The organism is Sphingomonas sp. ID0503 (assembly GCF_048565625.1).
Classification (GTDB): Bacteria; Pseudomonadota; Alphaproteobacteria; order Sphingomonadales; family Sphingomonadaceae; genus JBLZUR01.
On record NZ_JBLZUR010000002.1, the window covers coordinates 412677 to 426124 of the forward strand.

Sequence of the window (13448 nt, forward strand, 5' to 3'; positions counted from 1 at the left end):
GCTGGCATCGGTTGGTTCTCCAGGCGCAGCGATCCCAGCCTTCGCTGGGATGACTTAGGGGGTGCGAGGCCGCAAAGCCAACGCACCGACGCAGGACGCGCGGTCGAAATCATCGCCATTCGGCTTGCGGGCATCGACCCAGGTGACGACCGGCTCCGGCTGACCGGGTTTCGCGTAGAGATAGGCGTCGAGGACGCAGGCGGGACTGATGAAGACCAACCGCCGTACCTTGGGCTCGCGGAGGTCCTGCGCGGGTTTGCCGAGGAGGGCGGTCAGCTGGTCCAAGGTCTTGCCCATGACGCGGTCGAGGCCGGGCGGGGGAGGCGGCGGGGCGCTGACGGGGGCGGGGGGCGACGCGGTCGGGTCGCACGCAGCGAGGGTCAAAGCGAGGGCGAAGGCGACGGGTGTGCGCATCGGGCCCGCCGTAGACTTGGTCCGGCGAAGGTTCAAATCAGGCCGTGCTCCTGCGCAGGCAGGAGCCTATCGACGGGTGCGCGTAGGCTCCTGCTTCCGCAGGAGCACGGGTGGGCGAAAACACCCCTCGCCTTCACCGTTCCTTATGCCGCGTCGCTCTTCACTTCGAGTTCGTCGATGACCACGCGGTTACGGCCTTCGGACTTGGCGCGATAGAGGGCCCGGTCCGCGCGGTCGATGAGGCGGAGGGTGCCCTCCTCGGCGCCCAGTTCCGCGACGCCGATCGACAGCGTGATCTTGCCAACGTCGCGCTGCTGATCGCGCGAGCGGACGTTGCGGGCGGAGACGAAAGCGCGGAAGCGATCGGCGATGGCGGCGGCCTCGGCGAGGCTGCGGCCCGGCATCACCACCACGAACTCCTCGCCGCCCCAGCGCGCGACGAAACCGATGCCGTGGAAGAACTTTTCCAGCGCGCTGCCGACCAGCCGCAGCACCTCGTCACCGAGGCGGTGGCCGTAGCGGTCGTTGAACTGCTTGAAATAGTCGATGTCCATGAAGACGAGGCTGAGCGCCCGGTCTTCGGAGCGGACGCGGGTGACGTTCGCAGCGAGATAGTCGGAGCCCGCCTTGCGGTTGGCGAGGCCGGTGAGCGGATCGGTGCGCGACTCGGTGCGTGCGACCTCCAGATCGGCCTTGAGCGACTGAATCTTCTCGCCGGACTGCTCCAGATCCTTCTCGAGGAGCGAGGTCTTCTCGATCATCGCGTTCGTGGCGCGGATCATCTCGGACAGCATCGCGCGCTGGCGCTCGGCGGTGTTCGGCTCGGCCAGCGCCTTGTTGCCGGTGTCGAGACGGCCGCGATAGTCGCGCGCGTCCTGACCCGATTGATCGACATGCGCGGTCAGGCGCGCGATCTGCTGCTGCGTATCGTCGAGGAGCTTGCCCATGCCCCCGTGGTCGGCGCCGCCGTACAGCTCCAGGCGGATGTTCGTCATCGCCTGATGGCTGACCTTGCCGGCGCTGCGGCGCACGGCGTCGATCGCCTCCACCAGCTCGGGATCGGCGCCGGTGACGTAGCGATACCAGAATTCGTAGTTCGTCGGCGACGGCGCGATGTCGCCATCGGCCATGAGGGCGCGGACGCGATCGAGGATGTCGAGCGAATGGTTCACGGTCGCCTGCCTTGCTCTCCCGGCCGTTCGCCGGTTGCGCTCATGTAAGCCGGAGAAGGTTAATTAGGCGTAAGTCCGGGCGTTGATGGGAAGATTTGTCTCACCCCGTCATCCCGACGGAAGTCAGGATCCATGCGGCGCTACGTTGCCATTACGAGAGAGCGCGAATTGATGCTGAATCACGTTCAGCATGACGAAAACCGGGGACTAGTCCGTGGTTCCGAAGCCGAAGCTGAGGAAGCTCGGGATCGGGCCGTTCCAGTGTGCGTCCGCATCGGCGGCGACAGGTTCGGGCGGAACCGCTTCCGGCGTTCGTTCGGCACGCGACTCGGGTGCGCGCTCGCGGCGCTCTTCCCGTGGGCGCTCTTCGCGACGGGGGCGACGCTCGCGGCGCTCGGCCTTCTTCGGCTCCTCGCGTGCCTCTTCGGCGGGGGCCGGAGCGGGGGCGGGGCCTTCGACGCGCTCGATCTTGGTGGAGGTCAGCTTCTCGATCGCGGCGACGGCGTCCGCATCCTCGCTGGTGGCAAGGGTGAAGGCCTTGCCGCTCGCCCCCGCGCGGCCGGTGCGGCCGATACGGTGGACATAGTCGTCCGGCTGCCACGGCACGTCGAAGTTGAAGACGTGGCTCACCCCCTTGATGTCGAGGCCGCGCGCCGCGACGTCGGAGGCGACGAGCAGGTTGATGTCGCCCGCCTTGAACCGGTCGAGTTCCTTCAGGCGCGCGCCCTGATCCATGTCGCCGTGGATCTGCCCGGCGCGAAAGCCGTGGCGGTTAAGGCTGTCGGTCAGCTCGCGCACCGTCGTCTTGCGGTTGGCGAAGATGATCCCGGTGCTGACGTCCTCGGCCTTGAGCAGTTCGCGCAGCCGCTCGCGCTTGGCGCGGGGGGTGACGGGAACGAGGCGCTGGGTGATGAGGTTGTTGGTCTCGGCCGGCCGCGCGACCTCGACGGTCTTCGGGTTTGACAGGAACTTGTCCGCCAGCTTCTTGATCGGCGGCGGCATCGTCGCGGAGAACAGCAAAGTCTGCCGGTTGGGCGGCAGCTTGGTGCAGATCTCCTCGATGTCCGGGATGAAGCCCATGTCGAGCATCCGGTCCGCCTCGTCGATGACGAGCGTCGAGCAGCCGGAAAGGAGGATCTTGCCGCGCTGGAACAGGTCCATCAGGCGGCCGGGCGTGGCGATCAGCACGTCGACGCCCTTTTCCAGCGCCTTGATCTGGTCGCCCATCTGCACGCCGCCAATCAGCAGGACCATGCTGAGCTTGTGGTACTTGCCGTACTTCTCGAAGTTCTCGGCGACCTGCGCCGCCAGCTCACGCGTCGGCTCCAGGATCAGGCTGCGCGGCATCATCGCGCGGGCGCGGCCATGCGCCAGGATGTCGATCATCGGCAGGACGAAGGATGCGGTCTTGCCGGTGCCGGTCTGCGCGATACCGACGAGGTCGCGGTTCATCAGCACGGGCGGGATCGCGGCCGCCTGGATCGGCGTCGGCTCCTTGTAGCCGGAATCGTCCAGCGCGCGGAGAAGTTCGTCGGAGAGGCCGAGATCGGCGAAGGTCATGCAGGTTCCGGAACTGTCGCGGTCAACGGACACGCGTCAGGGCAGGCGCTTGGGGGAAGGGGGCGCTCAAGTCAAGGGAGAGGTGGTTCACGCGGAGGCGCGGCGGCGCGGAGAAGTAAAGGCAAGTGATTGCGCCTTGGGCGCCTTTCCCATTCTCTGCGTCTCCGCGTGAGCCTATTTGCCCGTATCCGGCACCAGCTTGCGGAAGCGCTCGATCATGCAGGAGCCGCCGGAGCGGGTGCGGACGAGGTCGCGGTCGGCGCAGATCTGCCCGTCCTCGCTCGGCCGCATGTAGAAGCCGGAATAGTAGTCGAGCGCGGGGCACTGCTTTTCGAGCTTGGCGCGGAGCCTTTTGCCGCCCCGCAGGATGAAGTCGACGCTGCTCGGCTCCGCCACGGCAGCACCCGCCACATCCGCCAGGTCGAGGCACTTGGGGGCGTGCTTCTCCTTCCACTTGGTGGAGGAGCCGGGGACGCCCGGCTGGCGGCGGAGGCGGACGACGATGCTCTCCCGCACGATCACCTGCGCCAGGCGCAGGTTGCCGTCTTCGGCCGCGCCTGCATCGGCGGCGGACGCCATCGCCAGAAGGCTCGCCAGTATCACGCCTGCCCCATCATCCGGCGCCGATGTCTCCCAAATCCGTTGAATGTCCGATGAACCCGCTCGGCTTTCGCCAGGCGTCGCGAGCGGTTAGATGACGGCATGGCCTCCCACATCGACATCGTCGAACGCTTGACCGCCCTCCTGGGTCCGCGCGGGATCACCACCGATCCGCAGGACATGGAGCCGTGGCTGACCGACTGGCGTGGGCGCTATTCGGGGCGCGCGCTGGCGCTCGTCTCGCCGGCGGACACGGCCGAGGTGTCGGCGGTGGTGAAGATCGCGGGAGAGGCCGGCGTGCCGATCGTGCCGCAGGGCGGCAATACCTCGATGGTCGGGGGCGCGACGCCGGATGCCTCGGGCTCCGCCATCATCCTGTCGCTGCGCCGGATGAATGCGATCCGCGCGCTCTCGCTCGAGGATGCCAGCGCGGTGGTGGAGGCGGGGGTGATCCTGTCGAACCTGCACGATGCTGCGGCGGCAGTCGGGTGGCGCTTCCCGCTTTCGCTGGCCGCCAAGGGGTCGGCGACGATCGGCGGGCTGGTCTCCACCAATGCCGGGGGGACGCAGGTGCTTCGCTTCGGCACGATGCGGTCGCTGGTGCTGGGCGTCGAGGCGGTGATGCCGGACGGATCGGTCTATGAGGGGCTGAGCGCGCTGCGGAAGGACAATCGCGGGCTGGACCTCAAGCATCTTCTGATCGGCACCGAAGGCACGCTGGGCATCGTCACGGCGGCGAGCCTGCGCATCGTGCCGGCTGCCGGCGAGCGGATGGTGGCGTGGCTGGGACTGCCCTCGGCAGAGGCGGCGCTGACGGTGCTGCGCGGGCTGGAGGCGGCAACGGGCGAGGCGGTCGAGAGCTTCGAGCTAGTGCCCGATGTCGGGTTGCAGCTGGTCCTTCAGCACCTGCCCGGCACCCGTGCGCCTTTGGCCGGCGCGCATGGCTGGCATGTGCTGGTGGAGGTGACCGGGCCGAAGGGCGCGCCGGTCGTCGAGCAGGTCGAGGCGGCGTTGGGCGAGGCGATCGAAGCGGGACTGGTCGAGGATGCCGCGATCGCCGCCAATGATGCGCAGGCGGAGGCGTTCTGGCACCTGCGCGAGTCCGTATCCGAGGCCGAGCGGATCGACGGCATGGCCGCCAAGCACGACATCGCCGTGCCGGTCGCCCGCATGGCGCGCTTCATCACCGAGGCGACGCCGAAGGTGGAGGATCGGTTTGCCGGCGCGCGCGTGCTCGCCTTCGGGCATCTCGGCGACGGCAATATCCACTTCAACGTGCGCGCGCCGGCGGGTGCCGACAGCAAGGCGTGGCTGGCGGAGACGGGGGCGGAGGTTTCCGCCTTCGTTCACGATCTTGTTGCGGCGGAAGGCGGTTCGCTGTCCGCCGAACATGGCATCGGCCAGATGAAACGTGTCGAACTCGCCCGGCTCGGCAATCCCGTCCAGCTCGCCGCGATGCGTGCGGTGAAGGCGGCGCTCGACCCGCAGGGCCTGATGAATCCGGGTAAGCTGATCCCGTGAAGGATCATCCTTCCCCGCAAGGGGGAGGTGGCAGGCGAAGCCTGACGGAGGGGGAGGACGACGGCTTCCCCCAGGCCTTCCTATCCTCCCCCTCCGTCGCCTGCGGCGCCACCTCCCCCTGGCGGGGGAGGATAGGGCTTCGGCTTGCGTGCGGGGCAGTGGGGCAATAGAGCCGCAGCTCTCAAATCCAGCCGACGAAATTCGAGACCAAGGGAGAATACCGATGGCGAGCGCGCCGCAGAACCTGCCGCTCTTCTACCAGCAGCTTGAGCCGCTCTCGACGCAGCGCCATGCCGACTTCAAGGTCCGCCGCACCGACACCATCGGTCATCTCGCGAACACCCATGCCGTGCCGATCACGGTGGATGAGTTCACGCTGGGCCAACGGCACTATCCGATCGTGTTCTCGGTGGGGCCGTCGCCGGTGCCGCTCGCGCTGCTCGGCCTGAACGAGGGCGTGAACACCTTCGTCGGCCAGGACGGCAAGGTGCTGGACGAGTCGGTCTACATCCCGGCCTATGCCCGCCGCTATCCCTTCATGCTGGCGCGCCTGCGCGAGGGGAATGACGAGATGTCGCTCTGCTTCGATCCCAGCTGCGAGCTGATCGGCGCGTTCGACGAGGGCGAGGCCTTGTTCGAGGACGGCAATCCCAGCGCCGCGACCCGCGCAATCCTGGAATTCGCCGAGCAGTACGAGATGGCGATGCAGCGCACCGCATCCTTCATGAACGACATCGTCGAGGCGAAGCTGCTCATGGAAGGCGAGCTGACCATCAACGCCGAGGGTGTTTCCGATCCGATCGTCTATCGCGGCTTCCAGATCATCAACGAGGAAGCGCTGATCGAGATGCGCGGCGACCAGCTCCGCAAGCTGATGCGCGCGGGCGCGATCGGGCTGATCTATGCGCAGACCTTCTCGCTGCGCCTGACGCGCGAGGTGTTCGACCGCCAGGTGCGCCAGGGCAAGGGGCCGATCGCGGCGCCTGCGAAGGCCTGATCTTCATCCTCCCCAAGCTTGCTTGGGGAGGGGGACCAGCGAAGCTGGTGGAGGGGACGCCGCGAAGACGGCGCTGGCGCACCGCCCCTCCACCATGCTGCGCATGGTCCCCCTCCCCACGCTTCGCGCAGGGAGGATTTTTCAGCCGCCCGATTATTTTTTTGCGTGTGCTCTTGCAGACACAGATCGGCTTTCCTATTTCGGGACTGGCGCTGGTTACGTCCCCCCCTTTCGTAGCCGCGCTGACGCACTTCGGTGCGTCTCCTCCCTGAACCTTGGCCACCCTGCGCTTTTAGCGCGGGGTGGTTTTTTATGGGGGCTACTCGGCGGCGAGGGGCCAGCCGACGGACAACTCGTCCGCCAGGCCGCTTGCTATGGCCGCGATCAGGCGGCGGATCCGCGCGATGCCGCCGCCGGGATGGCGGCCGTCGGGGGTGAGGTAGAGTTCGCGGTCTACCTCCACCTGGATCGCCTGCACGCCCCGGCGCGGCGCGCCATGCCGGTCGAGGGTGAAGCCGCCCGAATAGGGATCGTTGCGGGTCGTGCGCAGACCCTGCGCCTGCGCTTCGGCCACGGCACGCTCGGTGAAGCGGCCGGACGCGCTCCGCCCGAAGCGGTCGCCGATCACTACCTGCGGCGGATCGGTGACGCGGCGAAGCGGCGGCATGGAGTGGCAGTCGATCAGGATCGCGGCCCCGTATCTCCGCCGCATCTCCGCAAGGATCGTCGCGACCAAGGTGTGATAGGGGCGGTGATCCCGGTCGATCCGCTCGGCGACGGCCGCATAGGCTATCGCCCCCTTCAGGATGTCGCCACTGGCGGGCAGGCGGCGCGGGATGAGGCCAAGGCCGCCGCGCAGCTTGGGCGTCGACAGCAGCCGGTCGCGCGGGAAGGGGCCGGAGAGCATGCCGGAGTCCACCTCCCGCTCGTCGCGGTTGAGGTCGATCCAGGCGCGCGCGCGGGTGACGACGATCGCCGTCGCGCCAAGCTGCAGGGCGTCGTCGATCAGCGCGTCGGCATGGCGGTCCTCCAGCATCTCCAGTCCGGCCCGGTCGATCCGCGCATCGGCGATGAGGCTGTCGGGATAGTCCCGCCCGGCATGGGGCACCGTGATCAGGACCGGGAGGGAGGGGCCCTGCGGATCACGCCGGTAGAACGAAGGCTGTTCCGAAGCGTTGTCGGGCATGTCATAAGCCTAAGTGGGCCCACCGGCCGTGGCAATCGGGCGGCTCAAGGAAAATTAAGGGCTGCGGGTTACGATGGTGCAGCCCCACGATGACGCGTTTGCTGCCGGAGCCGCTGGACCATGATCCGTATTCTGCTTGCCGAGGATGACGACTCCATGCGCGAGTATCTCGCCCGCGCGCTCGAGCGGACGGGTTATGCGGTGACCGCGGTCGATCGCGGCACGGCGGCGCTGGCACTGATCGAGAAGGACACCTTCGACCTGCTGCTGACCGACATCGTCATGCCGGAGATGGACGGGATCGAACTGGCGCAGCGCGCGGCGACGATCGCGCCCGCCATGCGGGTAATGTTCATCACGGGCTTCGCGGCGGTGACGCTGAAGGGCAACCGGACCCCACCGGACGCGCGGGTGCTGTCGAAGCCGTTCCACCTGCGCGACCTGGTGCTGGAGGTCGACCGCATGTTCGAGGTCGGCACCGCGACGGGGCTGACCGAAATCTAGGCAGGCCGGATCGGGCGCGAAACGCGGTTGCATCCGCGCGTGGCCGCCGCTAGAGGCTCGCTTCCCGTGGGCGTGTAGCTCAGTGGTAGAGCACTGTGTTGACATCGCAGGGGTCGCAAGTTCAATCCTTGCCACGCCCACCATTAAAAACCCCGCCGTTCTTTGGACGGCGGGGTTTTTTCGTGGGCGCGGCGTTGCGCCTCAGCCGTTCTGATAGAACTGGAAATCGGCGTAGTTGATCTCGGTGCCCTTGTTGACGGTCGCGAGGAGGACCGCGGCGGTGAATGCGGCGCCGTCGCTATCCCACAGGATGCGGCCGGTGGTGTTGTCGTAGATGATGCAGGCGTTGAACGCGGTCGCCGCCTTTCCCTCCACGAAGCTTCCCGAATACAACACGCCGTTGCCGTCATAGGGACGGCCCGACCATCCATTGTCGCCGAAGAAGGCGCCGATGTTCAGGAGGAATTGGTCGTCCTTCGACGAGAAGTCGGTGATCCGGTCGGCGTCCTTGGACTTCGGCGCGGTGGAGAACGCGAAGGCATCCCTGCCGCTGCCGCCCTTCAGCGTGTCGGCGCCCGCGCCGCCGTCCAGCGTGTCGTTGCCGGACATGCCGGACAGGCTGTTCGCGGCCTTGTTGCCCTGGATGATGTTGGCAAGGCCGTTGCCGGTGCCGTTCACCTTGCCGCCGCCGGTCAGGGCCAAGTGTTCGACATTCTGCGCGAGCGTGGCCGAGACCGAGCTTTTCACCCAGTCGATGCCGCCGTTCGCCTTTTCGATCGCCCTGTCGCCCTTGTTGTCGAAGACATAGGTGTCGTTGCCGGCGCCTCCGGTCAGCGTGTCCGCGCCGCCCTTGCCGTCGAGGAGATTGTCGTAGCGGTTTCCGGTGATCTTGTTGGCAAGGCTGTTGCCGATGCCGCCGCTCGCCTGATTGTTCCTCATCAAGGTCGTCATGTCGTAGTCGATGATGACGAGGTTCTCGACATTGGCGGAGAGCGTGTAGGCCGGACGATCCTGGGGAAGCCAGCCCGGCAGGTAGACCTTGACGGTATCGATGCCGTGATTGGCCGCTTCGACGACGGTGTCGTGCTCGCCGACGATGTAGGTGTCGCCACCGCGGCCGCCCTTCAGCGTGTCGTGATTGCTCCCGAAGTAGCTGTCCGGGCCCCCGGCGCCGCGGCCGTCGAGCACGTTGGCGGCGTCGTTGCCGATGATGAGATTGGCGTGGCCGTTGCCGGTGCCGTTGATCGCCTTGGTGCCGGTCAGCGTCAGATTGAACAGCCGGGCGTCGGACATGAAGGCGTCCACCCGCGCGCGCAGCGTGAAGCTGACCGAGCTTATGATCGAGTCCCTTTCGGCTTCCGGGCCGGCGTCCAGACGAAGCTCGTCCTTGGTCGAGTCGATCACGAAGGTGTCATCCCCAGGGCCGCCGTATAAGGTGTCGGCACCGGCGCCGCCGTCCAGCGTGTCGTCGCCCGCGCCGCCCCAAAGGACATTGTTGCCGCTATTGCCGATCAGCCAGGTGGCGTCGTCCTTATTCCCTCTGGCGGTGATGTTGCGCTTGCCGGTCAGCACCACCTTCTCGATGCGGTACCAGCCCGTTTCGTAGTTGACGGACGTGTAAACGGTGTCGTGATCGCCGACCGTCCCGTCCAAAGCCTCGTCGCCGATGTCGTCGATATAGAAGGTGTCGTTGCGTCCGGTGCCGGCCATGCGGTCCTTGCCCGCGCCGCCATAGTAGACATTCCTGCCATCGCCGCCGTCCAGGGTGTCGTCGCCGGCGCCGCCATAGAGCGTGTCGTCACCCTTCCCGCCGGTCAGGGAATCGTTGCCCTCGTCCCCATAGAGCGCGTCATTGGCGTCGCCGCCATCGATATTGTCGTTGCCCGACGCGCCGAAGACCACGTCGTTGTCGGCACCGGCCAGAACCGTGTCTTTGCCTGCATTGCCGTAGAGCACGTCCTTGCCCGCGCCGCCGTCCAGAGTGTCGTCGCCGTCCTTGCCGCTGAGCGTATCGGCGCCGGCCGCGCCGGTGATCCGGTTGCCGTAATCGTTGCCGACGAACTTGTTCGCGGCGGCGTTCCCCGCGGCGATGATCTGGTGCGTGGTCAGGGACCAGCTGTCCCCCGAACCTTTGGTGGTGCGGAACTTCTCGTACTGCGTGGTGACCTGGCCGGTCGAGACGCCGGGAATGGCAATCGTCCTGGTCGCCTTGGCCAGTTCGATGTCCGTGCCGGCGAACTTGTCCTCAAAGTCATAGGCGGAGACGCCGAAATCCGCGTTCGGGATGCCCGGAACGTCGTTCTCCTCCCACAGCCGGGCGTGGAGGAACTTCGCTGCGAAGGTCGCGCCGACATGGGCGTAGACGGTGGAGGTGACCACCGCTTCGGCCTGGTAGCTGAGGTCGATGACGATCTTGCCTTCGCCCTCGGGCGTGGCGAACGCCAGCTTGTCCGTGGAAGTGCCCTTCACCGTCTCGCCGAAACTGCTCCGCGCGGTGACGAGGATGCGGGGATCGAAGACGACCTTTTCCTTCATCGACACGTCGCCGTGCATGTCGAGATCGATCGCCTGGAAGCTGACACCGAAACTGGCGATGCCGAGGTCCGCTTCCTCCTTGTGTTCCTTGAACAGCGTGCCGACGCCCGGGATGCCGTCCAGCACCTTCGCGATCATGGCGCTCAGATCGGCGTTGACGCTGATGAAGGAATCGCTGGTCGCGGTCACGACGATCGCCGTGCCGCCATAGGCGCCGGCCTGCGTGTCATAGCCGTCGCTGTCGTTCACCGGCTTCGGCAGGCTGACCGAGAAGCTGCCGTAGTCGCCGTCCTTCACGAAGGCGTCATCGGCGGTGATGTGCTCGTCGATGCCGGCGGTTGCGGACACCGAGAAGTCGAAGTCGACGCCGGGCGAGCCGAGCGCGCCGAGATCGACCTCTGCATAGGCGCCCGCAGACGCCGCTACCTTGGCGCCGACGAAGATGTCGATGAAGTTGTCCTTGCCCGCGCCGCCGGTGATCGATGCGTCGGCGGCGCCGTGGAGGGTGCTGCCGACCAGGACGTAAGGCTTCTTGTCGATGACGCCGGCGAGTTTTGACGTGGTCTCCGTCACGTCGAGGCCGCCGACGGCGTCGTAGGTGCTGGAGGTGAACCGCATTTCGGCGCGCAGTCCTGCCTCGGCCTTGACGCTGCCGCGAACGCCCCCTTCGAACGGGCCGACGCTGCCGCCCTCATCGAAGCTCGCGTCCACGCTGTAGTAGAAGTCGTCGAAGACGAAGCCGAAGGCGTCCTTGCCATAGGTCTTGCCCGCAAGGTCGAAGGTGAAGTCCGCCTTCGCGTCGTAGACGTGGAGATCAGTGGCGGCGAGGGCCGTGCCCTTCCCGAGAGTGGCGATGGCGACCGCCTTGCCCTTGCCGTTCCCGTCCGCGTCGTACCAGAGCGTGCCCCGCGCCTTGTCGTAGATGATCCGGTCCGAACCGTCCTTCGCGGCGCTGCCGAGCCGGAAGGCCGCGTCGTCGAGCGTGCCGAGACCCAGCTTGGAGAACGCCGGCCGGCTGAGGAGGATCGTGTCGGTGCCTGTCCGGAAGTCGGTGATCCGATCGATGTTCGAGGCGCCGGGCGCGCTGGCGAACACGAAGGCGTCGCGTCCAGACCCGCCGGTCAGCGTGTCTTTGCCGATGCCGCCATCCAGTTCGTCATTCCCCGCGCCGCCGTCGAGAAGATCCGCGCCCGCGCCGCCGATCAGCACATTGGCCGGAGCATTGCCGGTCACGCGGTTGTCGCCGCCGTTCCCCCGACCGGTGATCGCGGTGCCGGTGAGGACGAGGTATTCGACGTTCGACGGAAGGTCGTAATCGACGCTGCTGCGGATCGTATCCGTGCCCTGCTTAGCCAGCTCCTTCACCACGTCGGCACGGGCGTCGACATAGTAGATGTCGTTGCCGAGGCCCCCGGTCAGGGTGTCCGCGCCGGCCCGGCCATCCAGCGTGTCCGCGTTCTTCGTGGCCTTGATGGAATTGTTCTTGCCGTTTCCGATAAGCTTCGCCACGCCGCCCCCTGTCGCCGCGCGTCGTTACGACTTCCCCTGCGGCGGCAGGCCTTTACCCCTTATTCAAGGCCGAAAACAGACGCGCGTCCACAGAAACTCCGAACCCTAGCAATGCGGTTCATCCCCGCCATCCATGCCGCGCGACCAATTGAGGCCCGACAAAGTCCCCGGCAGGTGCAGGCGGCGGTAGAAGTTGCCGTTGATCTGCGTGCGGTTGATCAGGTGGTCGCGGAAGCGGCGGTACAGGTCGCGGTGGATCTGGTGCTGATCGGCGCTGGTCCAGAACTGGTCCAGCGTTGTCGATGCGGTGAGCCCGTCGATGCGGTAGATCGCGTCGCCCAGCGCCAGGGTCGGGCAGCCGTGGTGGATCGCGGACAGGCCCGCCGTGCTGTTGATCGTGATCACACCCTTCGCCTTGTTGAGCAACGAGGGCAGGTGTTCGTCGTGCAGGTAGACGATCCGCCCGCGCAGCCCGTGATCGCGGGCGAGGCCGGACAGGAACTGCGCGTAGTTGCAATAGGCGCGGTCCATCGGGTGATGCTTGAAGACGAGCAGCGTGTCCGGCGGGGCATGGGCAGCGAAGGATTTCACGACCTGCTCGATGAACGGCTTCACACCCGGGAAGTCCGAATGGACGCGGATCTGCGCGTCGTTGTGGACCTGCAGCGGCACTAGGAAGAAGGGGGCCGCGTCATCCGCCATCAGCCGCTCGAACTGCGGGCGGTTGCGCCAGGCGTACCATTGCTTGCGATACCATCCGCGCACCCAGCGCAGACCTTCGAACCAGCTGAGCGGGCGGTGATGGCGGTAGAAGGGGTACAACCCCCAGAGCAGCACCGCCGCGAAATAGTAGATGAATGCCCAGAGCCCCGTGTGCCAGATCGTCTGCCCGACGGAGAGCGCCTTAGCGGGCGGGGGCGCCGGGGTGTTCAGGAAGAATATGGGCGAGCGGGGCAGGGCGCTGTGGCCGTTCACCCCATGCGTTTCCATGGTCACGTAGTCGGGCCGGACATAGCCCTCCTCGAACACCTCGACACGGATGTCGAGCATCTCCGCCACTTGGCGGACCGAGCTGTGGATCGGGCGGCAATCGCCGAACAGCATGATCACGTCGATGCGCCGTGCGCGGCAGATCCGCTGCAGGAAAACCGGGAAGTCCTCGGGCTTGCCGCGGTAATTCGTGGCGCCGCGCGGGTAGAACAGCCAGTCCCCGCCGTTGAAGTTGATCTTGTGGACGTTGGCGCCGGCCCAGCGCAGATCCTGCGCGAGACGAACGAAAAACGGCCCAACCGGGCCCTGCAGCATCAGAATGTTGCGATTGCGAAACGCATAGGGCCCATCGGCGGCGATCGCGGGCAGCGAACGGCCGCTGCGGATCGGTGCCGACGTTCCGGTTTTGGAGGAGATCAATCTGGGCCCGGTGCTATCGAAGCTCATCCACAACCCCGGT

General features: G+C 66.8%; 10 protein-coding genes and 1 tRNA gene. 4 read left to right on the forward strand and 7 right to left on the reverse strand.

The window, feature by feature from the left end; all coding sequences use genetic code 11:
- Window positions 1-54: 54 nt before the first annotated feature.
- From ACM608_RS03025 to ACM608_RS03040, 4 genes are all read right to left on the reverse strand, one after another.
- Window positions 55-414, reverse strand: a complete 360-nt coding sequence (locus tag ACM608_RS03025; protein WP_419681772.1) for a hypothetical protein — start codon at window positions 412-414, stop codon at window positions 55-57.
- A gap of 143 nt (window positions 415-557) precedes the next feature.
- Entirely contained in the window at window positions 558-1586 is a 1029-nt protein-coding gene (locus ACM608_RS03030; protein ID WP_419681773.1) for a GGDEF domain-containing protein, read from the reverse strand.
- 207 nt (window positions 1587-1793) lie between these two features.
- Window positions 1794-3146: a DEAD/DEAH box helicase gene (locus ACM608_RS03035; protein ID WP_419681775.1), complete on the reverse strand. Its 1353-nt coding sequence runs from the start codon at window positions 3144-3146 to the stop codon at window positions 1794-1796.
- Window positions 3147-3320: 174 nt separating this feature from the next.
- Window positions 3321-3725: a hypothetical protein gene (locus ACM608_RS03040; protein ID WP_419681777.1), complete on the reverse strand. Its 405-nt coding sequence runs from the start codon at window positions 3723-3725 to the stop codon at window positions 3321-3323.
- Between the two features lie 123 nt (window positions 3726-3848).
- On the opposite strand from ACM608_RS03040, the gene ACM608_RS03045 reads away from it, so the two are divergent.
- Both ACM608_RS03045 and ACM608_RS03050 read left to right on the forward strand, forming a co-directional pair.
- Entirely contained in the window at window positions 3849-5267 is a 1419-nt protein-coding gene (locus tag ACM608_RS03045; RefSeq protein WP_419681779.1) for an FAD-binding oxidoreductase, read from the forward strand.
- A 223-nt stretch (window positions 5268-5490) separates the two neighbouring features.
- Window positions 5491-6264 carry a SapC family protein gene (locus ACM608_RS03050; protein WP_419681781.1) on the forward strand — a complete coding sequence of 258 codons (774 nt, stop codon included), beginning with the start codon at window positions 5491-5493 and terminating at the stop codon, window positions 6262-6264.
- A 319-nt stretch (window positions 6265-6583) separates the two neighbouring features.
- On the opposite strand, the gene ACM608_RS03055 is transcribed toward ACM608_RS03050, so the two are convergent.
- On the reverse strand, window positions 6584-7450 hold the full coding sequence (locus ACM608_RS03055) for an N-formylglutamate amidohydrolase (protein ID WP_419681783.1): 867 nt from the start codon (window positions 7448-7450) through the stop codon (window positions 6584-6586).
- Between the two features lie 120 nt (window positions 7451-7570).
- Between ACM608_RS03055 and cpdR the strand changes: the two genes are divergently transcribed.
- Both cpdR and ACM608_RS03065 read left to right on the forward strand, forming a co-directional pair.
- Window positions 7571-7954, forward strand: a complete 384-nt coding sequence (gene cpdR, locus ACM608_RS03060) for a cell cycle two-component system response regulator CpdR (RefSeq protein ID WP_419681785.1) — start codon at window positions 7571-7573, stop codon at window positions 7952-7954.
- Window positions 7955-8022: 68 nt separating this feature from the next.
- Window positions 8023-8097, forward strand: a tRNA-Val gene (locus tag ACM608_RS03065).
- A 58-nt stretch (window positions 8098-8155) separates the two neighbouring features.
- On the opposite strand, the gene ACM608_RS03070 is transcribed toward ACM608_RS03065, so the two are convergent.
- On the reverse strand, window positions 8156-11998 hold the full coding sequence (locus ACM608_RS03070; RefSeq protein WP_419681786.1) for a calcium-binding protein: 3843 nt from the start codon (window positions 11996-11998) through the stop codon (window positions 8156-8158).
- A 105-nt stretch (window positions 11999-12103) separates the two neighbouring features.
- Complete coding sequence (locus ACM608_RS03075; RefSeq protein WP_419681788.1) at window positions 12104-13435, reverse strand: capsule biosynthesis protein; 1332 nt, start codon at window positions 13433-13435, stop codon at window positions 12104-12106.
- Window positions 13436-13448: the final 13 nt, after the last annotated feature.

Excerpts from the sequence above, each read along its gene's own strand:
- ACM608_RS03075 (WP_419681788.1), bottom strand. The coding sequence starts at position 13,435 with ATGAGCTTCGATAGCACCGGGCCCAGATTGATCTCCTCCAAAACCGGA.
- ACM608_RS03045 (WP_419681779.1), top strand. The coding sequence starts at position 3,849 with ATGGCCTCCCACATCGACATCGTCGAACGCTTGACCGCCCTCCTGGGT.
- ACM608_RS03050 (WP_419681781.1), top strand. The coding sequence starts at position 5,491 with ATGGCGAGCGCGCCGCAGAACCTGCCGCTCTTCTACCAGCAGCTTGAG.
- ACM608_RS03055 (WP_419681783.1), bottom strand. The coding sequence starts at position 7,450 with ATGCCCGACAACGCTTCGGAACAGCCTTCGTTCTACCGGCGTGATCCG.
- ACM608_RS03040 (WP_419681777.1), bottom strand. The coding sequence starts at position 3,725 with ATGGCGTCCGCCGCCGATGCAGGCGCGGCCGAAGACGGCAACCTGCGC.
- cpdR (WP_419681785.1), top strand. The coding sequence starts at position 7,571 with ATGATCCGTATTCTGCTTGCCGAGGATGACGACTCCATGCGCGAGTAT.
- ACM608_RS03035 (WP_419681775.1), bottom strand. The coding sequence starts at position 3,146 with ATGACCTTCGCCGATCTCGGCCTCTCCGACGAACTTCTCCGCGCGCTG.
- ACM608_RS03025 (WP_419681772.1), bottom strand. The coding sequence starts at position 414 with ATGCGCACACCCGTCGCCTTCGCCCTCGCTTTGACCCTCGCTGCGTGC.